20 protein-coding genes, 1 tRNA gene and 1 pseudogene are annotated in these 25,568 nt (G+C 72.9%); 14 read left to right on the top strand and 8 right to left on the bottom strand.

Translation table 11 applies throughout. The features are described 5' to 3' along the window. Positions 1 to 72: 72 nt before the first annotated feature. Positions 73 to 714: a TetR/AcrR family transcriptional regulator gene (locus tag AB0G84_RS00320; protein WP_361313304.1), complete on the bottom strand. Its 642-nt coding sequence runs from the start codon at positions 712 to 714 to the stop codon at positions 73 to 75. A 134-nt stretch (positions 715 to 848) separates the two neighbouring features. Between AB0G84_RS00320 and AB0G84_RS00315 the strand changes: the two genes are divergently transcribed. Genes AB0G84_RS00315 through AB0G84_RS00300 form a run of 4 tightly spaced genes read left to right on the top strand, consistent with a single transcriptional unit; the run spans position 849 to position 6,620 of the window. Continuing rightward, on the top strand, positions 849 to 2,492 hold the full coding sequence (locus AB0G84_RS00315; RefSeq protein WP_361313301.1) for a carboxyl transferase domain-containing protein: 1,644 nt from the start codon (positions 849 to 851) through the stop codon (positions 2,490 to 2,492). Positions 2,493 to 2,509: 17 nt separating this feature from the next. Beyond that, on the top strand, positions 2,510 to 4,519 hold the full coding sequence (locus tag AB0G84_RS00310; RefSeq protein ID WP_361313298.1) for a biotin carboxylase N-terminal domain-containing protein: 2,010 nt from the start codon (positions 2,510 to 2,512) through the stop codon (positions 4,517 to 4,519). Next, complete coding sequence (locus tag AB0G84_RS00305; RefSeq protein WP_361313295.1) at positions 4,516 to 5,460, top strand: hydroxymethylglutaryl-CoA lyase; 945 nt, start codon at positions 4,516 to 4,518, stop codon at positions 5,458 to 5,460. The genes AB0G84_RS00310 and AB0G84_RS00305 overlap by 4 nt, the downstream gene beginning before the upstream one ends. A gap of 5 nt (positions 5,461 to 5,465) precedes the next feature. Beyond that, positions 5,466 to 6,620, top strand: coding sequence for an acyl-CoA dehydrogenase family protein (locus AB0G84_RS00300; protein WP_361313292.1), 1,155 nt, complete (start codon positions 5,466 to 5,468; stop codon positions 6,618 to 6,620). Positions 6,621 to 6,693: 73 nt separating this feature from the next. Here the strand turns inward: AB0G84_RS00300 and AB0G84_RS00295 are convergent, their stop codons facing one another. Continuing rightward, the gene (locus tag AB0G84_RS00295; protein ID WP_361313290.1) at positions 6,694 to 8,292 is read right to left on the bottom strand and encodes a beta-N-acetylhexosaminidase; all 1,599 of its coding nucleotides are present in this window, start codon (positions 8,290 to 8,292) and stop codon (positions 6,694 to 6,696) included. Between the two features lie 186 nt (positions 8,293 to 8,478). On the opposite strand from AB0G84_RS00295, the gene AB0G84_RS00290 reads away from it, so the two are divergent. Both AB0G84_RS00290 and glmS read left to right on the top strand, forming a co-directional pair. After that, positions 8,479 to 8,769 (top strand): hypothetical protein, encoded by a 291-nt coding sequence (locus AB0G84_RS00290; protein WP_361313287.1) that lies wholly within the window; start codon positions 8,479 to 8,481, stop codon positions 8,767 to 8,769. A gap of 83 nt (positions 8,770 to 8,852) precedes the next feature. After that, positions 8,853 to 10,673, top strand: a complete 1,821-nt coding sequence (gene glmS / locus AB0G84_RS00285) for a glutamine--fructose-6-phosphate transaminase (isomerizing) (RefSeq protein WP_361313285.1) — start codon at positions 8,853 to 8,855, stop codon at positions 10,671 to 10,673. A 493-nt stretch (positions 10,674 to 11,166) separates the two neighbouring features. Here glmS and AB0G84_RS00280 read toward each other — a convergent pair whose 3' ends face one another. Continuing rightward, complete coding sequence (locus tag AB0G84_RS00280; RefSeq protein WP_361313282.1) at positions 11,167 to 11,688, bottom strand: universal stress protein; 522 nt, start codon at positions 11,686 to 11,688, stop codon at positions 11,167 to 11,169. 365 nt (positions 11,689 to 12,053) lie between these two features. On the opposite strand from AB0G84_RS00280, the gene AB0G84_RS00275 reads away from it, so the two are divergent. From AB0G84_RS00275 to AB0G84_RS00260, 4 genes are all read left to right on the top strand, one after another. Further along, positions 12,054 to 12,359, top strand: a complete 306-nt coding sequence (locus tag AB0G84_RS00275) for a hypothetical protein (protein WP_361313279.1) — start codon at positions 12,054 to 12,056, stop codon at positions 12,357 to 12,359. A gap of 349 nt (positions 12,360 to 12,708) precedes the next feature. Beyond that, complete coding sequence (locus AB0G84_RS00270; RefSeq protein ID WP_361313276.1) at positions 12,709 to 13,974, top strand: helix-turn-helix domain-containing protein; 1,266 nt, start codon at positions 12,709 to 12,711, stop codon at positions 13,972 to 13,974. Between the two features lie 5 nt (positions 13,975 to 13,979). Beyond that, a complete protein-coding gene (gene orn, locus AB0G84_RS00265; RefSeq protein WP_361313274.1) occupies positions 13,980 to 14,606 on the top strand; it encodes an oligoribonuclease in 627 nt (208 codons plus the stop codon). A 160-nt stretch (positions 14,607 to 14,766) separates the two neighbouring features. Then, positions 14,767 to 14,842, top strand: a tRNA-His gene (locus tag AB0G84_RS00260). A 486-nt stretch (positions 14,843 to 15,328) separates the two neighbouring features. Here AB0G84_RS00260 and AB0G84_RS00255 read toward each other — a convergent pair. The 3 genes and pseudogenes from AB0G84_RS00255 to AB0G84_RS00245 all read right to left on the bottom strand — a co-directional run. Then, positions 15,329 to 16,234: pseudogene (locus AB0G84_RS00255) on the bottom strand (chitinase); the annotation flags it as partial. A 335-nt stretch (positions 16,235 to 16,569) separates the two neighbouring features. Next, positions 16,570 to 18,000, bottom strand: coding sequence for a HAMP domain-containing sensor histidine kinase (locus AB0G84_RS00250; RefSeq protein WP_361313271.1), 1,431 nt, complete (start codon positions 17,998 to 18,000; stop codon positions 16,570 to 16,572). After that, a complete protein-coding gene (locus AB0G84_RS00245; RefSeq protein WP_361313269.1) occupies positions 17,997 to 18,689 on the bottom strand; it encodes a response regulator transcription factor in 693 nt (230 codons plus the stop codon). The genes AB0G84_RS00250 and AB0G84_RS00245 overlap by 4 nt, the downstream gene beginning before the upstream one ends. Before the next feature lie 118 nt (positions 18,690 to 18,807). Between AB0G84_RS00245 and AB0G84_RS00240 the strand changes: the two genes are divergently transcribed. Further along, complete coding sequence (locus AB0G84_RS00240; protein ID WP_361313267.1) at positions 18,808 to 19,362, top strand: hypothetical protein; 555 nt, start codon at positions 18,808 to 18,810, stop codon at positions 19,360 to 19,362. A gap of 95 nt (positions 19,363 to 19,457) precedes the next feature. On the opposite strand, the gene AB0G84_RS00235 is transcribed toward AB0G84_RS00240, so the two are convergent. Continuing rightward, a complete protein-coding gene (locus AB0G84_RS00235; protein ID WP_361313265.1) occupies positions 19,458 to 20,318 on the bottom strand; it encodes a fused MFS/spermidine synthase in 861 nt (286 codons plus the stop codon). A gap of 211 nt (positions 20,319 to 20,529) precedes the next feature. After that, positions 20,530 to 20,910, bottom strand: a complete 381-nt coding sequence (locus AB0G84_RS00230; RefSeq protein ID WP_361313263.1) for a chaplin — start codon at positions 20,908 to 20,910, stop codon at positions 20,530 to 20,532. Between the two features lie 267 nt (positions 20,911 to 21,177). Here AB0G84_RS00230 and AB0G84_RS00225 point away from each other — a divergent pair, with 267 nt between their 5' ends. The 3 genes from AB0G84_RS00225 (at position 21,178) to AB0G84_RS00215 (ending at position 25,563) form a co-directional block, all read left to right on the top strand. Continuing rightward, positions 21,178 to 22,314: a hypothetical protein gene (locus AB0G84_RS00225; protein ID WP_361313260.1), complete on the top strand. Its 1,137-nt coding sequence runs from the start codon at positions 21,178 to 21,180 to the stop codon at positions 22,312 to 22,314. 212 nt (positions 22,315 to 22,526) lie between these two features. Further along, positions 22,527 to 24,026, top strand: a complete 1,500-nt coding sequence (locus AB0G84_RS00220; protein ID WP_361313257.1) for a sugar transferase — start codon at positions 22,527 to 22,529, stop codon at positions 24,024 to 24,026. A 280-nt stretch (positions 24,027 to 24,306) separates the two neighbouring features. Beyond that, positions 24,307 to 25,563 (top strand): glycosyltransferase, encoded by a 1,257-nt coding sequence (locus AB0G84_RS00215; protein ID WP_361313254.1) that lies wholly within the window; start codon positions 24,307 to 24,309, stop codon positions 25,561 to 25,563. Positions 25,564 to 25,568 lie beyond the last annotated feature (5 nt).

Below are 25,568 nucleotides of genomic sequence, written 5' to 3'. Positions count from 1 at the left end.
GACCGTTCAGGGCGCCCCCTCAGGGCACCCCGTGACGACGGCGCGCGGACGGCACCGCGCCCCCGTACGGCACTACGCGCCCGGCACCCCCACCGCCACCACTTCCCCCGCAAACGGCTCCCCCGCCACCGCCGCGAAGGCCCCCAGCGCCAGGGCGTGCAGCAGCTCGGCCATCTCCGTACGGCCCGGGAGGGAGCCGGGGCGACCCAGGTGCGGGGTGGAGTTCAGCAGGCCGAAGACGGCGTGCACCGCGGCGCGGGCCCGGGACTCGGCGGCGCCCGGGTGCAGCTCCCGGACGACCTCCACCCACAGCTCCACGTACTGCCGCTGGAGCTGGCGGACCCGCTTGCGGTCGGCCTCCCGCAGCCGGTCCAGCTCACGGTCGTGCAGGGTGATCAGCGGCCGGTCGTCCAGTGCGAAGTCGATATGCCCGTCGATCAGGGCGTTCAGCACCGCCTCGGGGCTCTCACCACCCTCGGCGACCCGCATCCGGCCGCCCTCCAGGAGGCGCTCGCTGATGCCGACCAGCAGCTCGGCGAGCATCGCGTCCTTGCCGGCGAAGTGCCGGTAGAGGCCGGGACCCGAGATGCCCACGGCCGCCCCTATCTCGTCCACGCCGACGCCGTGGAAGCCGCGCTCGGCGAAGAGCCGGGCGGCCTCCTTGAGGATCTGCTCGCGGCGGCTGGTCGGGGCGGAGGCCTGCGCATTGCTCATGCCGTCGATTGTAGACAGCCGGGTTAGTGCTCGTTAACCTAAGGACAGAGAGGTTAACGCCCATTAACCCGGATGGCCCGACAGTCGCCGATCGCGGCACCGGGGCAGCCGATCGAGCAAGGGGGCTCGTAGAGATGGAGCAGGCACCGGTGCTGGGAAGCGACGGGGGTCCCCTCGGGCGAAGTCCCCGGGACGACCCGGCGTCCGACTCCTTCAAGGCCAACGAGGCCGCGCACCGCGAACTCGCCGCCGAACTGCGCGAGAAGCTCGCCGCGGCCCGGCTGGGCGGCGGCGAGAAGGCCAGGGCCCGGCACACCGCCCGCGGCAAGCTGCTGCCCCGCGACCGGGTGGACGCCCTGCTGGATCCCGGCTCGCCCTTCCTGGAGCTGGCCCCGCTGGCCGCCGACGGGATGTACGGCGGCGCCGCACCGGCCGCCGGGGTGATCGCCGGCATCGGCCGGGTCTCCGGCCGCGAGGCGGTGATCGTCGCCAATGACGCCACCGTCAAGGGCGGCACGTACTACCCGATGACGGTCAAGAAGCACCTGCGGGCGCAGGAGGTGGCGCTGGAGAACCGGCTGCCGTGCCTGTATCTGGTCGACTCCGGCGGCGCCTTCCTGCCGATGCAGGACGAGGTCTTCCCCGACCGTGAGCACTTCGGCCGGATCTTCTACAACCAGGCCCGGCTGTCCGGCGCCGGCATCCCGCAGATCGCCGCCGTACTGGGCTCCTGCACCGCCGGCGGCGCCTACGTCCCCGCGATGAGCGACGAGGCGGTGATCGTCCGGAACCAGGGCACGATCTTCCTGGGCGGACCGCCGCTGGTGAAGGCCGCCACCGGCGAGGTCGTCACCGCCGAGGAGCTGGGCGGCGGCGAGGTGCACGCCAAGACCTCCGGTGTCACCGACCACCTCGCCGAGGACGACGCCCACGCCCTGCGCCTCGTGCGGAACATCGTCGGCACCCTGGGCGACCGCGGCCCGCTGCCCTGGACGGTGCGGCCGGTCGAGGAGCCCGCGGTGGACCCGGCCGGGCTGTACGGCGCGGTGCCGGTGGACTCCCGCACCCCCTACGACGTCCGCGAGGTGATCGCGCGGATCGTGGACGGCTCGCGGTTCGCCGAGTTCAAGGCGGAGTACGGCACGACGCTGGTCACCGGCTTCGCGCACATCCACGGCCACCCGGTCGGCGTGGTCGCCAACAACGGCATCCTGTTCTCCGAATCCGCCCAGAAGGGCGCGCACTTCATCGAGCTGTGCGACCAGCGCGGCATCCCGCTGCTGTTCCTGCAGAACATCTCCGGCTTCATGGTGGGCCGCTCGTACGAGGCCGGCGGGATCGCCAAGCACGGCGCCAAGATGGTCACCGCGGTGGCCTGCACCCGCGTGCCCAAGCTGACCGTCGTCATCGGCGGCTCCTACGGGGCGGGCAACTACTCGATGTGCGGCCGGGCCTACTCGCCGCGCTTCCTGTGGATGTGGCCCAACGCCAAGATCTCGGTGATGGGCGGCGAACAGGCCGCCTCCGTCCTCGCCACCGTCAAGCGCGACCAGATCGAGGCCCGCGGCGAGGAGTGGAGCGCCGAGGAGGAGGACGCCTTCAAGGCGCCGGTCCGCGCGCAGTACGAGACCCAGGGCAACGCCTACTACGCCACCGCCCGACTGTGGGACGACGGCGTGATCGACCCGCTCCAGACCCGGCAGGTGCTGGGCCTGGCGCTGACCGCCTGCGCCAACGCCCCGCTGGGCGAGCCGCAATTCGGCGTCTTCCGGATGTGAGAGGGATGTCTTCGTCAATGTTCGACACCGTCCTGGTCGCCAACCGCGGCGAGATCGCGGTCCGCGTCATCCGTACGCTGCGCGCCCTCGGCATCCGCTCGGTCGCCGTGTACAGCGACGCGGACGCCGACTCCCGGCACGTCCGGGAGGCCGACACCGCCGTACGGATCGGGCCGGCGCCGGCCGCCGAGAGCTACCTGTCCGTGGAGCGGCTGCTGGCGGCGGCCGCCCGCACCGGCGCCCAGGCGGTCCACCCCGGCTACGGCTTCCTCGCCGAGAACGCCGCCTTCGCCCGGGCCTGCACGGACGCCGGGCTGGTCTTCATCGGCCCGTCCGCCGACGCCATCGAGCTGATGGGCGACAAGATCCGGGCCAAGGAGACGGTCCGCACGGCCGGCGTCCCGGTGGTTCCCGGCTCCTCGGGCAGCGGCCTGGACGACGGCCAACTGGCCTCCGCCGCCCGGGAGATCGGCATGCCCGTCCTGCTGAAGCCGTCCGCGGGCGGCGGAGGCAAGGGCATGCGGCTGGTCCGCGAGGAGGCGCTGCTGGCCGACGAGATCGCCGCCGCCCGCCGGGAGGCCCGGTCCTCCTTCGGCGACGACACCCTGCTCGTCGAGCGCTGGATCGACCGGCCCCGGCACATCGAGATCCAGGTGCTGGCCGACGGCCACGGCCACGTCATCCACCTCGGCGAGCGCGAGTGCTCCCTCCAGCGCCGGCACCAGAAGATCATCGAGGAGGCCCCCTCGGTCCTGCTGGACGACGCCACCCGCGCCGCGATGGGCGAGGCGGCCGTGCAGGCGGCCCGCTCCTGCGGCTACCGCGGCGCCGGCACCGTGGAGTTCATCGTGCCCGGCAAGGACCCGGCCTCGTACTACTTCATGGAGATGAACACCCGCCTCCAGGTGGAGCACCCGGTCACCGAACTGGTCACGGGGCTGGACTTGGTGGAGTGGCAGCTGCGGATCGCGGCCGGCGAGCACCTCCCGTACGCCCAGGAGGACGTCGAGCTCAACGGGCACGCCGTCGAGGCGCGGCTGTGCGCCGAGGACCCGGCCCGCGACTTCCTGCCGACCGGCGGCACGGTGCTGGCGCTGCACGAGGTGCAGGACGCGGAGCTCGCGGGCGTGCGCACCGACTCCGGCCTGTCGCAGGGCCTGGACGTCGGCACCCGCTACGACCCGATGCTCGCCAAGGTCATCGCGCACGGCCCGGACCGCGCCAGCGCCCTGCGCCGGCTGCGGGCCGCGCTGGCCCAGACCGTCACCCTGGGGGTGACCACCAACGCCGGCTTCCTGCGGCGGCTGCTGGCCCACCCCGACGTGGTCTCCGGCGAGCTGGACACCGGACTGGTGGAGCGGGAGGCGGCCGGGCTGGTCGACGGCGGGGTGCCGGACGAGGTCTACGCCGCGGCCGCGGCGGTGCGGCAGGCCGCGCTGGAGCCGGCGCCGGACGCCGGCGGCTGGCAGGATCCGTTCGCAGTGCCCAGCGGCTTCCGGCTGGGCGGGGAGCCCGCCCCGGTCCGGCACTGGCTGCGGGTGCCGGGCCACGACCCGGTGCCGTACGACGTGTCGCCCGGCGCCGGGGCCGCCGCGGACGCCCGGGTCACCGAGGACCGCGTCCGGGTCACCGTCGACGGAGTGCAGCACACCTTCCACCGCAGCGGCGACTGGCTCGGCCGGGACGGCGACTCCTGGCAGGTGACCGCGTACGACCCGGTGGCCGCGGCGCTGAGCGGGGCCGGCGGGGCGCAGGGGGCGGACACCCTGGCCGCCCCGATGCCGGGCACCGTCACCGTCGTCAAGGTCGCCGTCGGCGACGAGGTCGACGCCGGGCAGGGGCTGCTGGTGGTGGAGGCCATGAAGATGGAGCACGTCATCTCCGCGCCGCACGCCGGGACCGTCACCGAACTCGACGTCACGGTCGGCACCACCGTCGCCATGGACCAGGTCCTGGCGGTGATCACCCCGCACGCCACCGAGGAGGAGCCCGGGGCGGCGGCCGGCGCGAAGGAGGGCGCAGCATGACCACCCCAGCCGGACTGCCGATGGAGGTCCTCGCCGAGGGGCTGCCCACCCGGGTGCGGATCCACGAGGTCGGCGCCCGCGACGGCCTGCAGAACGAGCAGACCGTCGTCCCGACGGAGGTCAAGGCCGAGTTCGTCCACCGGCTGGCCGAGGCGGGCCTACCGCTCGTCGAGGCGACCAGCTTCGTCCACCCCAAGTGGGTGCCCCAACTCGCCGACGCGGAGGCGCTGTTCCCGCTGCTGGACGACCTCGATCCGCACCGGCTCCCGGTGCTGGTGCCCAATGAGCGCGGCCTGGACCGCGCGCTCGCCCTGGGCGCCCGCCGGATCGCGGTCTTCGGCAGCGCGACCGAGTCCTTCGCCAAGGCCAACCTCAACCGCACGGTCGACGAGGCGCTGGCGATGTTCGCGCCGGTCGTCGCGCGCGCCAAGGGCGCCCGGGTGCACGTCCGCGGCTACCTCTCGATGTGCTTCGGCGACCCCTGGGAGGGCCCGGTGCCGGTCGCACAGACGGTACGGGTCTGCCGGGCGCTGCTGGACCTGGGCTGCGACGAGCTGAGCCTGGGCGACACCATCGGCGTGGCCACCCCGGGCCACGTCCAGCACCTGCTCGCCGCCCTCAACGAGGCGGGCGTGCCCACCTCCGCGCTGGGCGTGCACTTCCACGACACCTACGGCCAGGCCCTGGCCAACACCTTCGCCGCGCTGCAGCACGGCGTGACCACCGTCGACGCCTCGGCGGGCGGCCTCGGCGGCTGCCCGTACGCCAAGAGCGCCACCGGCAACCTCGCCACCGAGGACCTCGTGTGGATGCTGCACGGACTCGGCATCGAAACCGGGGTCGACCTGGACCTGCTGACCGCCACCAGCCGGTGGATGGCCGACGTCCTGGGCCGCCCCAGCCCCTCGCGCACCCTCCGAGCCCTCTCCCCCAAGGAGTGACCCCCATGTCCCTGGACCACCGCCTCCCCGACGAGCTGGAGGAACTCCGGCGCACGGTCGAGGCGTTCGCGCACGACGTCGTCGCCCCGAAGATCGGCGAGTACTACGAGCAGCACGCGTTCCCGTACGAGATCGTGCAGGAGATGGGCCGGATGGGCCTCTTCGGCCTGCCGTTCCCCGAGGAGTACGGCGGGATGGGCGGCGACTACCTCGCGCTCGGCATCGCCCTGGAGGAGCTGGCCCGGGTCGACTCCTCGGTGGCCATCACCCTGGAGGCGGGCGTCTCGCTCGGCGCCATGCCGGTCTACCACTTCGGCACCGAGGAGCAGAAGCGGACCTGGCTGCCCAAGCTGTGCAGCGGTGAGATGTTGGGCGCCTTCGGCCTGACCGAGCCGGACGGCGGCTCGGACGCCGGCGCCACCCGCACCACCGCGGTACGGGACGGCGACAGCTGGGTGATCAACGGCAGCAAGTGCTTCATCACCAACTCCGGTACGGACATCACCGGTCTGGTCACGGTCACCGCCGTCACCGGCCGCAAGGACGACGGCAGCCCGCTGATCTCCTCGATCATCGTGCCGTCCGGCACCCCCGGCTTCACCGTCGGCGCCCCGTACTCCAAGGTCGGCTGGAACGCCTCGGACACCCGCGAGCTGTCCTTCTCCGACGTCCGGGTCCCGATCGGCAACCTCTTGGGCGAGGAGGGCCGCGGCTACGCCCAGTTCCTGCGGATCCTCGACGAGGGCCGGATCGCCATCGCGGCGCTGGCCACCGGCCTGGCCCAGGGCTGTGTGGACGAGTCGGTGCGCTACGCCAAGGAGCGGCAGGCCTTCGGCCGCCCGATCGGCAGCAACCAGGCGATCCAGTTCAAGCTCGCCGACATGGAGATGCGCGCCCACACCTCCCGACTGGCCTGGCGACACGCCGCCTCCAAGCTGGTGCACGGCGAGCCCTGCAAGAAGGAGGCGGCGCTCGCCAAGCTCTACTCCTCGGAGATCGCGGTGGACAACGCCCGCGAGGCCACCCAGATCCACGGCGGCTACGGCTTCATGAACGAGTACCCGGTCGCCCGGATGTGGCGGGACGCCAAGATCCTGGAGATCGGCGAGGGCACCAGCGAGGTCCAGCGGATGCTGATCGCGCGGGAGCTGGGCTTCTGACGTCCGGCGGCCCCGGCCGGACCCCTCGGGGGCCGGCCGGGGCCGCTTCAGCGGGCGGGCGCCCGAAAGCCGCTCAGCGTGCCGGCCAGGGCACTTCCGGGGAGCGGTAGTAGTCGATGCCCATCGCGTCCCAGCGGGGGCCCTGGGCGGCCAGCCGCACCTTGTACCCGTCCCAGTCGTGGCGGTCCGCCGGGGACCAGCCCAGCTCCGCGATGCCCGGCAGCCGCGGGAAGGCCATGTACTCGATGTGCCGGGTGGTCGAGAGGGTCTCCGACCACAGCGGCGCCTCCACGCCCAGCACGGCGTCCTCGGGGGCACCGGACAGGTAGCGGCCCGGGTCCCAGTCGTAGGAGCGCCGCACGCCGACGTAGCCGGCCCAGTTCAGCCCCAGCGGGGTGTCCTTGTCGTACTTCATGTCGAGGTAGGCGCGGTCGGCAGGCGAGAGGATCAGCCGGGTGCCGTTCCGGGCGGCGTCGGTGACCTGCTTCCGCTCGGCGTCGCCGGTCTTGTCGTACCCCCAGTACTGGGCGACCGCGCCCTTGACGGGGTGCGCCCCGGTCAGCTGGTGCCAGCCGACCACGGTCTTGCCGTACTTGGCGACCACCGGCTGCACCTTGTCCATGAAGGCGACGTAGTCCGCGTGGCTGGTGGAGTGCGCCTCGTCACCGCCGATGTGGAGGTACCGGCCCGGGGTGAGCGCGGCGATCTCCCGGATCACGTCGTCGATGAAGTCGTACGTCACCTTCTTCGGCACGCACAGCGAGCTGAAGCCGACGTTGGTGCCGGTGTAGAGGGGCGGCGCCTGGCCGTTGCAGTTGAGCTCGGCGTAGGAGGCCAGCGCGGCGTTGGTGTGGCCGGGCATGTCGATCTCGGGCACGACGGTCAGGTAGCGCGCGGCGGCGTAGCGGACGATCTCGCGGTAGTCGTCCTTGCTGTAGTAGCCGCCGGGGCCGCCGCCGACCTGGGTGGAGCCGCCGTAGGTCGCCAGCCGGGGCCAGGACTTCAGCGCGATCCGCCAGCCCTGGTCGTCCGAGAGGTGCAGGTGCAGCCGGTTGACCTTGTATAGGGCGAGCTGGTCGATGTAGCGCTTGACCTGCTCGACCGTGAAGAAGTGCCGGGAGACGTCGAGCATCGCGCCCCGGTAGGCGTAGCGCGGGGAGTCGGCGATGGTCCCGCCGGCGATCCGCCAGGGCCCGGGCCGCTCGGCGCGCTCCTCGACCGCGGTGGGCAGCAGCTGGCGCAGCGTCTGCACGCCGTGGAAGAGGCCGGCGGGGCGGGCGGCGCTGAGGGTGACCCCGCGGCTCCCGGAGGTCAGCCGGTAGCCCTCGGCGCCCAGGGACGCGGTGCCGGGCCCGCCGAGCCGCAGCACGATGCCGTCCCTGCCGTCCTTGGTGGTCACCGGCAGGGCGTAGCCGGTGGCGGGGCGCAGCAGGCCGGCCAGGTACCCGGCGACCCGGCGGGCCCCGTCCGAGCCGCCGGGCACCCGGATCCGGGTGCCCTCGTCGATCGTGTACGGGTCGCCGCCCGGGCGTACGGACGCCGGAGCGGGGACGACCCGGTCGAGCGGGGTGGTGGCGGCTGCGGCCTGGGCCCGCGGGGCCGGGAGGGCGGCGGTCCCCATCCCCGCCACGGCGACCAGCAGCAGCGAGAACAGCATTCCTCGTCGTCTCATCGGTCTCATCGACGGTCCCTTCGGCGAAGGTCGTACATGGCGTGGAGCGACGGAACGGTGACCATGCGTACCGTGAGCCTCTGATCCGGTCAAGGTTGCGGCCAGTTTCACACCGCCAAATCGGGTACCTGCCCGATTCCGGGCAGATTTCTTGCACATCCGCGCGCCGCCCCGCAGTATCGACGGGTGCTCGAACGCCGTCACCGCAGCGCAGAGGCGCCGCACGAAGACCTGCTGGACCACCTGGTGCGCAGCACACCGCTGCAGCGCGGTGAGGCCGCCCGGGTGGTGCTGGACGTGCTGGCGTACTTCGACGAGACGACGGAGGAGTTCGTCCGCCGGCGCCATCGCGAGCTGCAGTCCCAGGGACTGCGGAACGAGGAGATCTTCGAACGGATCCGCCACGAGATGCCGCACCGCGCCGTGGCTCCGCCCGATCTCTCCGCCCGCCAGCTGCGCCGCCTCGTCTACGGCTGACACCCGGCAGGGCTCCCCGGCTCCTACCGGCGGCGGCCCCGGGCACCACAACCGACACAACGTCTTTCTCGGAGGGTCACTGTATGTGCGGGATCGTCGGATACATCGGCAAACGTGATGTCGCTCCGCTGCTCCTGGAGGGCCTGCAGCGCCTGGAGTACCGCGGCTACGACTCGGCCGGCATCGCCATCCACGCCACCGGCAAGGCCGGCGGCGTGAAGACCGCCAAGGCCAAGGGCCGGGTCCGCGAGCTGGAGTCCCGCCTGCCGAAGCGCTTCGCCGGCACCACCGGCATCGCGCACACCCGCTGGGCCACCCACGGCGCGCCCACCGACGAGAACGCCCACCCGCACCTCGACGCCGAGGGCAAGGTCGCCGTCGTCCACAACGGCATCATCGACAACGCCGCCGAGCTGCGCGCCCGGCTGACCGCCGACGGCATCACCTTCGCCTCGGAGACCGACACCGAGGTCCTCGCCCACCTGATCGGCCGCTCCACCGCCGAGAAGCTGGAGGAGCGGGTCCGCGAGGCGCTGCGGCACATCGAGGGCACCTACGGCATCGCCGTGCTGCACGCCGACTTCCCCGACCGCATCGTGGTGGCCCGCAACGGCTCCCCGGTCGTCCTCGGCATCGGCGAGCACGAGATGTTCGTCTCCTCCGACGTCGCCGCGCTGGTCTCGCACACCCGCCAAGTCGTCACCCTCGACGACGGCGAGATGGCCACCCTCAAGGCCGACGACTACCGCACGTACACCACCGAGGGCTCGCGTACGACGGCGACGCCGGAGACCGTGGAGTACGCGGCCGAGTCGTACGACCTGGGCGGCCACGACACCTACATGCACAAGGAGATCTCCGAGCAGGCGGACGCGGTGGACCGCGCGCTGCGCGGCCGGATCGACGACCGGTTCTCCACCGTGCACCTCGGCGGCCTCAACCTCGACGCCCGCGAGGCGCGCGGGGTGCGCCGGGTGAAGATCCTGGGCTGCGGCACCTCGTACCACGCGGGCCAGATCGGCGCGCAGATGATCGAGGAGCTGGCCCGGATCCCCTCGGACGCCGAGCCGGCGTCGGAGTTCCGCTACCGCAACCCGGTCGTGGACCCCGACACCCTCTACGTGGCGGTCTCCCAGTCCGGTGAGACCTACGACGTGCTGGCGGCCGTCCAGGAGCTCAAGCGCAAGGGCGCCCGGGTGCTGGGCCTGGTCAACGTGGTCGGCTCGGCGATCGCCCGGGAGACCGACGGCGGCATCTACGTCCACGCCGGCCCCGAGGTCTGCGTGGTCTCCACCAAGTGCTTCACCAACATGGTGGTCTCCTTCGCGCTGCTCGCCCTGCACCTGGGCCGGATCCGTGACCTCTCGGTCGCGGACGGCAAGCGGATCATCGAGGGCCTGCGCAAGCTGCCCGCCCAGATCGACGAGATCCTCAAGGGCGAGGAGCAGATCAAGCAGCTGTCGGCGCAGTACGCGGACGCCAAGTCGATGATGTTCATCGGCCGGGTGCGCGGCTACCCGGTGGCGCGTGAGGCCTCGCTGAAGCTCAAGGAGGTCTCCTACATCCACGCCGAGGCCTACCCGGCCTCCGAGCTCAAGCACGGCCCGCTGGCGCTGATCGAGCCGGCGATGCCGACCGTGGCGATCGTCCCGGACGACGACCTGCTGGAGAAGAACCGCGCGGCGCTGGAGGAGATCAAGGCCCGTAGCGGCCGGATCCTGGCCGTCGCGCACCAGGAGCAGGAGAAGGCCGACCACACCATCGTGGTGCCGAAGAACGAGCCCGAGCTGGACCCGATCCTGATGGGCATCCCGCTCCAACTGCTCGCCTACCACACGGCGTTGGCCCTGGGCCGGGACATCGACAAGCCGCGGAACCTCGCCAAGTCGGTCACCGTCGAGTAGTCACCCCGCGGGACCGCTGGAGCGACGGGGCGTCGCGCGTGCCACCATACGCGCGACGCCGCCGCCTCCCCTGTGCCGGCATCGCCCCATACGCCGGCGGAAGGCCACCGCTCCAGGAACCGTCACTTCCCGGACGGCAGCGCGCCGTTGCCGTGCGCGCGGCCTCCGGGCCCGTGGTGCGCCGCACCCACGTGACCGTTTTCTACCCGTCACAAGCGCACAATCCACCTCTCCGCGGCAGGAAAGACGGGGAATTCGACTGCCCAGAATGTTCTGGCGGCCCCTCAAGTCCGCGCGCAAAGCGGTGAGATGACGCTGCGGTGAGTTGGCGCCGGGCCGGACACGCGGAGCGGCGGACCGGGCGGCTGCCGCACGGACGGCCCGACGACAGCTGGGGAGCCACCCTCCGCCTCAGGGGACACCATGACCGGGGCGCCCCGCTTCCGACTCAGGGGTCACCAAGGCGGGGAGCCGAACTTCCGACTGAGGTGACTCAGGGGATCACGATGACCGGGCGCTGCGCCCGGCGGGCCAGCCGCCCCGCGACCGAGCCGAAGATCCGGCCGACGATGCCGTGCGTGGAGCCCACCACGATCGCATCGGCCTCGTACTCCCGCCCGACCTCCTCCAGCTCGTGGCAGATGTCACCGCCGCGCTCGACCAGGACCCAAGGGACCTCGCTGAGGTGATCAGCGCAGGCCAGCTCCAGCCCCAGCACCTCGGTGCGGTGATCGGGCACATCGACGAAGACCGGGGGCTCACAGCCGGCCCAGACGGTCGTCGGCAGCCGGTTGGCCACATGGACGATGATCAATCCGGAGTCGTGACGCCGGGCGATACCGATTGCATACGCCAACGCCCGCTCACTGGACATCGAGCCGTCGAAGCCGACCACGACGCCGTGCCGGAACGCGGGATCGCAGGCGTGTCGGTTCTCTTCCACCGCTTCCAGGTCCGCCGTCGGATCGGCGACCTGCTTGCGGTCCGCGGGTTCGGGGATTTCGTGACCGGCCATGGTGTCTCGGCGAGGACGTCCTCTTGCGGAGGGGCGAACGGGGAACGGCGATTGACTTGATCCGGCAGTTGACTGAGCTGGCTCGATCGAGGTGCGGGAGCCATAGTTCAAAGAGGAACGATACGACTGGGAATCATCTTCCCAAGCCGATACCCCAAGAGTACGGCGCTACTCCCCCCGTGCCCAGAGCCCGCAGCGGGCGCCGGACACCCGCCCGGAACGGCCGGGGGTCTCGAACGTTCCCCGGAGCATGCCGGAGCGTGGCCCGGATGGCAATGCCCCGGCATGCCCCCGTACGTACCCCTCGCGGTGACCCATGATCTCCGGCGGCGTTGTAGTAGCAGCCCGTCCGAGGGGAGCGCGAGGTGCCGTTGCCGCCCGACAGATCACCCGACCCAGTGAGCGATGTGGTGCGCTGGGGCGCCTTCAGCTGCGCCCTGGTGCCGCTCGTATTGATCACCAGCGGCGCCCCCTGGCTCGGGGCGGCCGGCACCGCCGCCGGCCTGGCCGCGGTGACCTGCGCCTGTCGCGCCCTGTTGCGGCATTCCGAACGGACCGCCGCGCGGATCCGGGTCCGCGCCCTACGGCGCCCCCGGGACAGAAGCGGATATTCGGCACTGACGGCGCACGGGGGCGGGCACTACCGAGAAAGGCGTACGCCGGTCGACTGAGGCGTCCGCAAGTCTGCGCGCGACCGTTTTCAGCCAACTTCACGTCCGGGCCCTCACCTTGTCCGGGGGACCCCCCAACCCTGGTGTGAGCAGGGAGGAAAGGACCGCTGGGCATGGTTGTGCCCTACTGCGAACGGGCAGAGCGGAGACGCGTACTTTCCTTGGAGGCCTGACGAGTGGAACGCTTCGTGATCGAATGCTTCGCGCCAAGTTGCCATATCGACATACCAGCGGGTGGTGAACTTGGCACTCCATCCTCACGGGACACAGTAGATTCGATCTTGGTAGTAACGGCGGGGGAACTGTGCAGGACCGAGAGGGCGAGACGACCGAGGGGGGCTTAAGTGCCATGAGCCAGGACTCCGCTGCCGTACCAGATGCCGCACGCAAGCTCGCCGCCCGACGACGCCGCGAAATAGTCGCGGTGCTCCTCTTCAGTGGCGGCCCCATTTTCGAGAGCTCCATTCCGCTCTCGGTCTTCGGTATCGACCGACAGGACGCAGGCGTTCCGCGGTACCGGCTACTTGTGTGCGCGGGCGAAGATGCGCCTTTGCGAACGACCGGGGGGCTGGAACTGTCCGCCCCCTACGGGCTGGAGGCGATCTCCCGTGCCGGGACGGTCGTCGTACCGGCCTGGCGATCCATCACCCAGGCCCCGCCGCCCGCCGCGCTCGACGCGCTGCGCCGCGCGCATGAAGAAGGGGCCAGAATCGTCGGGCTGTGCACGGGGGCGTTCGTCCTCGCCGCGGCCGGACTGCTCGACGGCCGTCCGGCCACCACCCACTGGATGTACGCGCCGACGCTCGCCAAGCGCTACCCGTCCGTCCACGTGGACCCCCGCGAGCTCTTCGTCGACGACGGCGATGTGCTCACCTCCGCGGGGACGGCGGCCGGTATCGATCTCTGTCTGCACATCGTGCGGACCGACCACGGCGCGGACGCCGCGAACGCGCTGGCCCGCCGGCTCGTCGTACCGCCCCGGCGGACCGCGTCCGATCTGGGACACCAGCGCTACCTCGACCGGTCATTACCTGAGGAGATCGGCGCCGACCCGCTCGCCGAGGTCGTCGCCTGGGCGCTGGAGCACCTCCACGAGCAGTTCGACGTGGAGACCCTGGCCGCGCGTGCGTACATGAGCCGGCGCACCTTCGACCGGCGCTTCCGCTCCCTGACGGGAAGCGCTCCGCTGCAGTGGCTGATCACCCAGCGGGTGCTGCAGGCCCAGCGGCTGCTGGAGACCTCCGACTACTCGGTCGACGAGGTCGCCGGGCGCTGCGGGTTCCGCTCGCCGGTCGCGCTGCGTGGGCACTTCCGGCGGCAGCTGGGGGCCTCCCCCGCCGCCTACCGGGCGGCCTACCGGGCCCGCCGGCCGCAGAACGGGGCACCCGAGCCCGCGCTCAGGCCCGAGCGGGCGGAGCGGGAGCGGGCAGCGCTGGGGGCGGGCGGCACGGAGCGGTTCTCCGCCACCGCGCTGGCCGGGCACGGCCTGGCGGAAGCGGGCGAGGCGGGCAAACCGCAGTCGGACGCCTACGCCTCGCGACTGCCGGAGACCCCGGTCGGCCGGACAGCGGCACGTCCCGTGGTGCCCGGTCAGCGCGAGCGCCCCGTAGGGTGAGATGTATGAACGATCGCATGGTGTGGATCGACTGCGAGATGACGGGACTCTCGCTGGCGAATGACGCGCTCATCGAGGTGGCCGCACTGGTCACCGACTCGGAGCTGAATGTGCTGGGCGACGGGGTGGACGTGGTGATCCGCCCCCCGGCCGAGGCACTCGGCACCATGCCGGAGGTGGTGCGGCAGATGCACACCGCCTCCGGGCTGCTGGCGGAGCTGGACGGCGGTACGACGCTGGAGGCGGCGGAGGCGCAGGTGCTCGCTTACATCAAGCAGCACGTGCCCGAGCCGGGGAAGGCGCCGCTGTGCGGCAATTCCGTCGGCACCGATCGTGGCTTCCTGCTGCGCGACATGCCGACGCTGGAGAGCTACCTCCACTACCGGATCGTCGATGTCTCGTCCGTGAAGGAACTGGCCCGGCGCTGGTACCCGCGGGCTTACTTCAACAGTCCGGACAAGAACGGCAACCACCGGGCGCTGGCGGACATCCGTGAGTCAATCGCGGAGCTCCGCTACTACCGGGAGGCGGTCTTCGTACCGCAGCCCGGCCCGGACTCGGACACCGCGAAGGCGATCGCCGCCAAGCACGTCCTGCCGGCCGAGCCCCAGCCGGCCGAGCCGCAGTCGTAACACCCCCGGAGCTGTCTTCCGGGTCGCCGCCCGTGCGGCCGTGACCCGGAAGACACGCCCACGCTCCCCCCGGCAGGAAACCTGGGCGCGAGCACCCCTCCGGACCCTGTACACTTTTTCTCAGCCGGTGGGGAAAAGGAACCACACAGCACCGGTCATGGTGGGTATAGCTCAGCTGGTAGAGCACCTGGTTGTGGTCCAGGATGTCGCGGGTTCAAGTCCCGTTACTCACCCCACGTCAAGGCCCCCGACTCCGGTCGGGGGCCTTGAACGTTTTCCGGGGTCCGGGGGCTGGGGTCTCGGGTCTGGGGTCTGAGGCGGGAGGCGGGAGGTGGTGCCGCCCCGCCGACCGCGCTGCCGCGCCCCTCCGTGACCTCGGCCACGACGGCGACGGACACGGGGGCGAGCAGGTCACCGGTGGTCACGGTCAGCCGGCGGGTGGCCGCGGGTGGCCGGTGATGCCCCTGGCGGGTCGCGGAGGGGCGCGGTGACCTGGTGACCGTGGCGCGCGGCCTCGTGCGGGGCGCGGCGGGCGAGAGATCCCCCTCACAGTGCTGCGGCACCTGCCGGCCGTAGGGGTGCTGCGGGCCGCGCACCCCGGCGGGCGAGACCTGTCTGCGGTTCCGGGACGCGCGACGGGGCGCAGCGGGTGGGGGAAGCCCGCTGCGCCCCGTCGGGGACGGTGATCCGGACCGGCGGGTGGCCGGATCACCGGTGGGGGGTCAGCCGGTGTAGGCGCCGAACGCCTTGGTGAAGTCCAGCGGGCCCTGCTCGATGGAACTGCACGTCGGCTGGGCGAAGTTGGTCGAGCCGCCGGGGCAGGCCTGGTCGCGGGTGGCGGACCACATCGACAGCCAGGCCAGGTGCTTGCCCTTGGCGAACTTCACCAGCTGGGCGGCGTCGTCGGCCTTGAAGACCTCGCCCTGGACGTCGTTGACGCCGATCATCGGGGTCAACGCCACGGTCTTCCAGGCGGCCGCGTCGCTCAGCCCCAGGGCCTTCTTGAGCTGGCCCTGGGTGGCGGTGGCGGCCTGGGTGGCGTAGGTGCCCATGTCACCGCTGTACGAGGGCCCGTAGTCCATCGCCATGATGTTGACGGCGGAGGCCTTGACCCCGTTCTTCTTGGCGTCCGCGACCAGGTTCACCCCGTCCTGGGTCAGGCCCTCGGGCATCACGGGGAGGGTGAAGGAGACGTCCAGGCCGGGGTGCTTCTTCTGGAGCTGGGCGATGGCCTGGGCGCGGCGGGTGTTGGCGGCGGTGTCCGACAGCGCACCGCCCTCGATGTCGAAGTCGACCTTGGTGAGCTTGAACGTGTCGATGACCTTGCCGTAGGCGGCGGCCAGCTCGCCGGCGGAGCCGCAGACCAGGCCGAGTTCGGAGCCGTTGGCGCCGCCGAAGGAGACCCGGACGTCGCCGCCGGCCTTGCGCAGCGCCGGGATCTGCCGGGCCACCGGGTCGTCGCCCAGCGCGACCGCACCGCCCCACTTGGGGGTGCAGCCGCCGCCGGAGGTGACGAAGGCCAGGTTGAAGTCCTTCACCTTGGTCTTCTGCGCGGTGCCGGCCAGGTCGTAGGCGGGGCTGAGCGAGGTGTCGACGTACGGGGCGAAGCCGGCCGCCGCCTTGGTGCCGCCCGTGGTCCGGGGCGCCTTGCTGGCCATGGCGGAACCGGCCACGGCGAACGCGCCGCCGGCGGCGACCGCCACGGCCGCGCCGGTCACGATCAGCTGAGTGGTGCGGCTCTTGCGCCGGCGGTGTGCCGAGGAACTCATCGCGTGCCTGCCTGTCGTCACGTGGGGAGGGAGGGAGTGGGGGGTGGCGTGGTGCACCCTGTGCGTCCCGCACGCTAGCGACCGGGAAACGGACAAATGCCGGGATCCGTACGGTGGTTGGCGGAATTATGGCGGCCTTAAGGAAGCGCAAGGGGGTGGTTAAGACCACCGACCTCGGGCGGGTGCGCGACCGCTCAGGAGTCGGCGCGGGCGGCCCGCCGGCACCTGCCGCCGAGCCTGCGGCGCAGCCGGTGCCCGCGGCGCCGGCCGTCTCCGCTGCGGCGGCCGTCCAGTGTCAGCCAGACCCGTACCTCGGTGCCGCCGAGGATCGACCGGCCGATGCGCACATCCCCGCCGGTCGATTCGGCCAGCCGCCGCACGATGTCCAGGCCGAGGCCGGTGGAGCCTGCCCCAGCTCCCGCGGGGTCGCTCCCCCGGCCACCACCGCCCGACCAGCCCCGGCGCAGCGCCGCGTCCGGGTCGGCGATGCCCGGGCCGGCGTCCGAGACCAGCACGATCACCGCCTCCTCGGCGTTGTGGACGTCGACCGCGAAGGCGGTGCCCTCGGGGGTGTGCCGGAAGACGTTGCCGAGCATGGCGTCCAGGGCGGCGGCCAGGTCGGAGCGGGCGACCGGGATGCGGACCGGGTGATCCGCGCCGGCCACCCGCACGGTGCGGCCCTCGTCCTCGGCGAGCGCGGACCAGAAGTCCATCCGCTCGCGGATCACCTCGGCGGCGTCACAGCCGGCCGCGGCGGCGGCCTGCCGGGTCTGGGCCTTCTGCTCGCGGGCGGTGCGGATGATCTGGTCGACCTCGCGCTCCAGCTGGGCGACGGCGGCCCGGGTCTGCTCGGCGGCGGGGGTGTCGCCGAGCGAGGCGGCGTTGAGCCGCAACACGGTCAGCGGGGTGCGCAGCCGGTGCGAGAGGTCGGCGGCCAACTCGCGTTCGTTAGCCAGCAGTTGGACGACCTGATCGGCCATGGCGTTGAAGGAGCTGGCGGCCAGCCGGAGTTCCTTGGGGCCGTCCTCCGGGACGCGGACGCCGAGTTCGCCGCTGCCCAGGTCGTGGGCGGCGCCGGCGAGCCGTTCGGCGGGCCGCACCATCCGGGTGCCCAGCCGGTCGGCGACCGCGACGGAGCCGACGACCAGCGCCAGGCCGACGCCGGCCAGGATCACCCAGGAGGTGGCGACGCCGTTGGTGAGCGCGTCGTCGGGGACGAAGACCTCGACGACTGCGATGCCGGAGGCGACGGCGGTCGGCTGGAGCAGCACCGAGCCACCGCGGACCGGTGACATGGAGGCCCGGCCGAGCTTGCGGGCGGCCGCCACATCGGCCGGTGCGGCGCGCCGGGCGCCGATCTCGGCCGGCTGGCCGTTCCGGGCCGCCGGGACGTGCACGCCGATCCGGCCGCCGGGGCCGGTCTCGGCGCTGGCGACGGCCCGCTCCAGCTGGGTGCGGTCAGTGGTGATGGCGAGCACCGGGCCGATGGTGGCGGCCTGCCGCTCGGCGCTGGCGTAGGCGCGGTCGCGGGCCAGTTCCTTGACGACCAGGCCGAGCGGGATGGCGAACGCGACCACGACCATGGTGGTGACCGCCAGTGCCACCTTGACCAGGGCCCACCTCACTGCGGCGGCTCCAGCTTCACTCCGACACCGCGCAGGGTGTGCAGGTACCGGGGCCGGGCCGCGGTCTCGCCCAGCTTGCGGCGCAGCCAGGACAGGTGGACGTCGATGGTCTGGTCATCGCCGTAGGACTGCTGCCAGACCTCGGCGAGCAGTTCCTTGCGGGGCACCACGACGCCGGGCCGGCCGGCGAGGAAGGCCAGCAGGTCGAACTCCCGGCGGGTCAGGTCGAGCCCGGCACCGTCGAGTTGGGCCTGGCGGCGCAGCGGGTCGATGGACAGCCCGCCGACCTGGATCACGCGTGAGGGCGGTTCGGCACCCGCCGTGCCGGCCCGGGAGCGGCGCAGTACGGCCGTCATGCGGGCGGAGAGGTGCTCGACGGAGAACGGCTTGGTGAGGTAGTCGTCGGCGCCGTCGTTCAGCAGCCGGACGATCTCGGCCTCGTCGTCCCGCGCTGTGGCGATGATCACGGGGACGTCGGTGAGGCCACGCAGCATCTTCAGCGCCTCCCGCCCGTCCAGGTCGGGCAGGCCGAGGTCGAGGATCACCACGTCGAAACCGACGTGCGCCACCTCGCGGAGCGCCTCCAGGGCGGTACCGACGCTGCGCACCGTATGGGCGGCCTCGGTCAGATGCCGGATGAGGGCCGAGCGGACGAACTGGTCGTCCTCGACCACGAGCACACGTGCCATGGGCGGCACCGTACGCCATTCGGGGAGGTTCCCTTGCCCACAGTTGACAGCGGGATGGGGCGCTCGTTGCAGGTGGGCGGGCGGCGATGGGACGGGCGGGTGGTGCAGTATGAGCCAGATGCAACGAGGACTGGTTCACGCGGCGGCCTGGACGCTGGCGACCGGCGCCGCGGTCACCCTGTCGTGGTTCGGCGTGCACACCGTGCTCTCCGGCACGGCGTACGACGCCCCCCGCGCGCTGCCGTTGGCCGACCAGGCGGAGTCCTCGGGAGCGGACGACGACGCGGTGCCGCAGGTCTCCTCCACCCACCGCCCCCGACCGTCCGCGAGCCCGTCCCCGGACGGCGGCGTCCCGTCGAAGCCGCCCACGCCGTCGGCAACCGGCGGCGCCCCGGCGCACCCTCCGTCCGCTCCCGCGCCGCGCGGCGGGGCGAGCGGCGCCACCGGCGACGGCAACGTCAAGAGCTATGCCACGGCGGGCGGCCGGGTGGTCTTCGCCATGGGCAGCTCGTCCGCCGAGCTGGTGTCGGCGACGCCCAACTCGGGCTGGGAGATGCAGGTGTGGAAGCAGGACGGGTGGATCCGGGTCGACTTCAGCGGCAGCGGCGGGCACACCTCGGTGTTCTGCACCTGGAACGGCCATCCGCCGATGGTGCAGACGACCCGCAGCTAGGCCGTTTCTTTTGGATCTTCATGGGCCCCTGATCCAGGACGGCCCGGAAGCAACGCCCTGGCAACACGGCCCTCCCCCGGGCCAGTTGACCGGTCTCAGTCGAAGGTCCGGGCCGGCGGGGCCGGCGAGGCGACCGCCGTGGCATCGGTCACCGGTGCGGCGCCGGCGGTGAAGTCCTGCAGCGCCCGGCCGTGTTCGACCCGGGCCGTCTGGGGATCGGTTGCACAGCGCCGGGTCAGTTCGGCGAGCGGCAGCGCGGTGTCGGAGGCCAACAGGACGGCGTTGCCGAACCGCTTGCCGCGCAGCACGGCGGGCTCGGCGGCGAGGCAGACTTCGGGGAAGGCAGTACGGACGGTGGCGATCTGGCCGCGCAGGAAGCGCAGCGGCGGCCCGTCGGTGAGGTTGGCCGCGTAGCTGCCGCCGGGCCGGAGCACCCGGCGGACCTCGGTCACGAACTCGGCGCTGGTCAGATGCGCGGGCGTGCGCGCACCCGCGAAGACATCGGCGATGACCAGGTCGGCCCAGCCGTCCTGGAGCTTCGCCAGCCCGGCGCGGGCATCGCCGCCGCGCACCCGTATCCGCCACCCGCCGTCCCACGGCAGCTGCCGGCGGACGAACTCCACCAGCGGCGCATCGAGCTCGACGACCTGCTGGGTGGAGCGGGGCCGGGTCGCGGCGACGTAGCGGGCGAGGGTCAGTGCGCCGCCGCCCAGATGGACCACGCGCAGCGGTGCTCCCGGCGGGCCGGCGAGGTCGGCGACATGGCCGAGCCGGCGCTGGTAGGAGAAGTCGAGGCGGGCCGGCTCGTCGAGGTCCACATGCGACTGTGGGGCGCCGTCGAGCAGCAGCGTCCAGCCGCGCGGCCGGTCCCGGTCGGGCCTGAGCTCCGCGAGTCCGCCGTCCACCGTCTGTGTGACGGGCTCCGGTCCGCCGCGGCTGCGCCTGCTCTTCGCCATGCCCCTCAGTATGACCGCTCCCGAAGGCCCGTCCGCGCTGGTCAGCGGTGCGGCGGTGCGGCGGTGCGGCGGTGCGGCGGTGCGGCGGTGCGGCGGTGCGGCGGTGCGGCGGTGAAGAGTGGCGGACCACCCGCGACCGAGGTCAGGGCGGCCCGCCGACTCCACTTCATGACCCATGCCGGCCCGAAGCTGTTCCGGGCCGGTCGACGGGTCAGCGGTTGATGCAGACGTTCCCGAAAGCCGGGTTCAGCAGGGCGGCGACGTTGAGGCTGTTGCCGCACACATTGATGGGAATGTTGATCGGAACCTGAACGACATTCCCGCTGAGGATCCCCGGGGAGCCTGCAGCGAAGCCGGCGGCGTTGGCGCCACCACGGTGTCCGTAGAAACCGCGGTAGCCGCCGCGGCCGAAACCGCCACGGCCGAAACCGCCGCGACCAAAGCCGTCGTTGCCGAAACGACCGTTGTCGTGACCGTAACGGTTGTGGCCGCCGCGACCGTGGTGACCGTCGGCGGAGGCGATGCCTGAGCCGCTGACCACCAGGGCACAGCTGGCCGCAGCCATCGCGGCGGTCGTGACAAACCGCTTCATCCCATTCTCCTTTCAGTTCGCGAATGGGGCACCCGGTCACAACGAACCAAATGAGGCAGAGATGCGGGTATTCGCTCTTACGGGAAATCGTTAGGCCTTCTGGCAGAATCCCTTAGCCCTTTTGGCAGAACCCGCTTGCGGGAGCGTATCCCGGCATTCCGCCGTTCGGGATCACCGGCCGGGATCCGGCGTGCCTTGCCGCGGTTTCCAACATGATTTCTGTCAGAGTGCTCTCCTGTTTGACTGATAGAAGTCGGAGAGGAAGACATGCGGAAGTCGATGGACCGTTCGGGGCACGGCGTGGTGTGTGCGCTGGCGTCCCTGACGTTGTCGGCGGCCCTGACTTCGGCAGTGGCGGCACCGATTCCCAGGGAATCCGCACGCATTCCTTTTGCCGAGCGCTTCCATGTGACCCAGCACGGCGGCATCGCGCGTGCGGCCAACTCCGTGGTCACCTGCCTCCGCACCGGCCACCACCGGGCCGGCCGCCCCACGCACCACCGCCACCCGGCCGGCCAGCCCACGGCCGGCTCCTGCGCCCCGGCCCGGCGGGGCGGCGCGGGCACCGACGGCCGCTACCGGCCGGTGGCCGTCGACGTCGACTCCGACCCGAGGACGGCTCTCTCCAGCCAGGCGGAGCTGCGCATCCCGGCGGGCTCCAGGATCAGCTACGCCCGGCTGTACTGGGGCGGCAGTCTGCGGGCCGGTGCGCGCGGGCCGGTCCGGGACGGCCGCCGGGTGCTGGTCGCCGGGCCCGGCGGGCGCTACCGGGAGCTGACCGCCGACACCCTGACCGGCCACCGCACCAGCTCCGCCGGCGGCTCCTTCCAGGCTTCCGCGGACGTCACCGAGCTGGTGCGCCGCCGTGGCGCGGGCGCCTACACGGTGGCGCGGACCGCCGCGGCGAGGGCCCGCTCCGGGGCCGGCGCCTGGGGCGGCTGGACGCTGGTGGCGGTGTACGAGAACCACCGGCAGCCGCTGCGCCAGCTCGCCCTGTGGGACGGGTTCGAGCGGCTGGGCGGCGGCCGCCGCTCGCTCGCCGTACGGCTGGGCGAGCTGCGGATCCCGGCCAAGGGCCACGGCCGGGTCGGAGTTCTGGCGTACGGCGGACACCGCGAAAGGGAGCACAACCGACTCTCCGTCCGCGCCGACCGGCACCGCCCCTACGCCCTGCGGGATTCCGCCAATCCGGTGCACGACGTAATGAACTCCACCATCACCGAATTCGGCCGGGAGTCCTCCGGGAAGCCCGCCCACCCCAATACTTCCGGCCTCGATTCCGATGTATTCGATGTGACGCCCGCGCTGCGCTCCGGCGCCGATCGGCTCATTTTCCGCTTCACCACCCACAATCCGGGATATCTGCTCGGCGCCCTCTTCGTGGAGACCGACACCAGGCGCTGAGCCGCCCTCCCGGGCATTTCCCGGAGCCGGCTGCACACGGGCCGCCGGGGGCGCCCCGCCGGTCCGCACGGAGTCCGCAGAGAGTTCTGTCCGCTCGGAAATCAGGGGAGCAGTGCGTGCCCGAATCAGGGGAGCAGTGCGTGCCCGCCGGACCTGCCGTCCCAGGAGCGGCCACTCGGTCGCCCGGGCGTGGAGAGGGAGCGGGTCAGGCGATGACGACGGAGCGCGCGGAGGTGCCGCGCACCGACCCGGCCCCCTCCCCGGCCCTTCCCCGGCCGCCCGCCGCGGCGGTCGTCCCACCGCGCGGCCCGGCCTGGGAGACCCTGCCGCCGCCCCGGCCACGCCGTTGCGCACGGCCGGCCACGGTCGCCGCGCTGACGGCCGGCGACGGCCTGGCCACCGCGGGCACCGCGCTCGTCGTCCTCGGTCCCGGTACGCCGCCGGTGCTGCTCGCCGCGATGGCGGCGGTGGTGGTGCTGCTGCACGCCCGGGCCGGGCTCTACCGCCCCGGTCCCGCGCCGGCCGCGCTCGGCGACCTGCCGGCGCTGCTCGGCCGGGCGGCGGTCTGCTGGTGCGCCACCGCCGCGGTGCTCGCCGCGGAGTACCCGGGCCGGGCGCCGGCGCTGGTGCCGCTGGCCGGTGCGGTGGCGGCGCACACCGTTCTGGCCTGCTACGGCCGGGCCACCGTCTACCGGGCGCGCCGGAACCTCGCCCGCCGCCGGCCGCGGTCCACTCTGATCGTCGGCACCGACCCGGCGGCCGGGCAGCTGGCCGCCGCGCTGCTGGCCCGTCCCGGGTACGGACTGTGGCCGGTGGGCGTGGTCCCGTCCGTGCCGCTGCTGCCCGCCCCGGCAGGGCTCCCCGCGGACCGCCCCGCGCCGTCGCTGCCCCGGCTCTCCTGTCCGCAGGACATCACCCGGGCGGTGATCCGGCACACCGTGCGGGACGCGGTGTTCACCGTGCCGCCGTACGCCGATCCGCACACCGCCGCGCTGCTGCGCCGCTTCGTCGACCAGGGCTCGGTCGTCTGGCTGGCCGGTGCGGCCGCCGCCGGGGAGGGCGGCCGGCCGCATCCGGAGCCCGACCACCTGTGGGGCTTCGCCTGCCGGCGGTTGGAGACCGGACCGCCGCGGCACGGCGGCCGGGCCAAGCGGGCAGTGGACCTGGTACTGGCCACAATCGGGCTGGTGGCCGCGCTACCGGTGCTGCTGGGCTGCGCCCTGGCGGTACGGCTGGCCGACGGGCCGGGCGTGCTCTTCCGTCAGGAGCGGATCGGCCGCGACGGCCGCCGCTTCACCCTGCTGAAGTTCCGCACCCTGCGCCCCGTCGACGCCCATGAGGCGGCGACCCGGTGGACGGTCGCGGACGACCCGCGGATCGGCCGGGTCGGCCGGCTGCTGCGGCGCACGTCGCTGGACGAGCTGCCGCAGCTGTGGAACGTGCTGCGCGGGGAGATGAGTCTGGTCGGGCCGCGCCCCGAGCGCCCGTTCTTCGTCGAGCAGTTCAGCCGGCGGTACCCGGAGTACGCCGCCCGCCACCGGATGCCGGCCGGCATGACCGGGCTCGCGCAGGTGCACGGGCTGCGCGGGGACACCTCGGTCGCGGACCGGGTCCGCTTCGACAACCTCTACATCGACGGCTGGTCGCTGTGGCAGGACGTCCGGATCATGCTCCGCACCGTGGTCTCGCTGTGCCGGCTGGAGGGCCGATGAACGCCGGCACCGTCCCCGCCCGGCCGGCCCCGGGGCCAGGGCCGGCCGTCCGCCCGCCGCCACCACCATCGCCGTCGTCATCGCCGTCTCCCTCTCCCTCTCCCTCTCCCTCTCCACCGTCGCCATGGCCGTCACCGCCGCCGTCGGAGGAAGGCTCCGCCATGCCCGTCGGACCGGCGCCGCCCCGCGCCCCCGCGCCCGTATCCGCCCCCCACCGACCGCCACCCCCCGGCGGGACCGCCGCCACCCCTGCCGCAACCCCGACCCCAGGAGGCATCAGATGAAGGTGCTGCATGTCATCACGGGCCTCGACATGGGCGGCGCCGCGCAGCAGTTGCGGCTGCTGCTGCGCCGGCTGCCCGCACCGTGCGAGGTCGTCACCCTCACCGGCCCCGGACCGGTCGCCGAGGGCATCGAGGCCGACGGCACCCCCGTCACCCACCTCGCCACGACCGGCCCCCACGACCTGACCACGCTGCCCCGCCTGACCGGCCTGATCCGCGCCGGCGGCTACGACCTCGTGCACACCCACCTCTACCGGGCCTGTGTCTACGGACGGGTCGCGGCCCGGATGGCAGGGGTCCGTACGGTGGTCGCCACCGAGCACTCGCTGGGCGACGCGGTCATCGAGGGCCGCCGGCTGACCCGCGGCGTCCGGGGCCTGTACCGGGCCACCGAGCGGCTGGGCGCGGCCACGGTCGCGGTCTCCGACACCGTCGCCGCCCGGCTACGTCGCTGGGGCGTGCCCGAGGAGCGGATCCATGTGGTGCCCAACGGCATCGAGGCGCACCGCTTTGGCTTCGACCCGGCCGCCCGCGCCCTGGTGCGCACCCGGCTCGGGCTGCCGCTGGACGCGTTCGTGGTCGGCGGGGTCGGCCGGCTGGTACCGGGCAAGCGGTTCGACGTGCTGGTCCGCGCGGTCACCCAGCTGCCGGGCGTCCACCTGCTGCTGGCCGGCGAGGGGCCGGAGCGGGAGATGCTGCGGCGGATGGCGGAACAGTTCGGCTCCGGCGACCGCATCCACCTGCTGGGCGTGCGCGACGGCGCCATCGACACCGGGGGCGGCGGCGAAACGGGGGACGCCGGGCCCGACATCCCCGGCCTGCTCTCCGCCATCGACGTCTTCGTCTCGCCGTCCCCGGAGGAGGCGTTCGGGCTGGCGGTGCTGGAGGCGCTGGCGTCCGGGCTGCATGTGCTCTACGGCAGCTGCCCGGCGGTCGACGAGCTGCCGGCGGACCAGGCGCCCGGCGCCCGTCGGTTCAGCCTCGGCGTCCATGAACTGGCCACCTCCCTGCGGGAGTTGCGGCGCGAGGGGCCGGCCCGGCTACCGGTCCCGCCGGTCGTCCGGCGCTATGACATCGCCCGCAGCGCGGAGGCGCTGATGGCGGTGTACGAGCAGGCGCTGGCCACCGCCAGGGCACACCGGCGCACCCCCGTACCGGCCCCCGCGCCGCCCGAGCGGGCCCACCCCGCCGGTGTGGTCTCGCTGCCGGACCCGGCCCGCGCACCCGCCCCGCCCTCGTTCTCGAACCGGTAGTCGCG

Source organism: Streptomyces sp. NPDC020742 (assembly GCF_040641675.1).
Lineage (GTDB): Bacteria > Actinomycetota > Actinomycetes > Streptomycetales > Streptomycetaceae > Streptomyces.
Note: the sequence above shows the minus strand (reverse complement) of the source record. Positions and strands in the feature narration are given on the sequence as shown.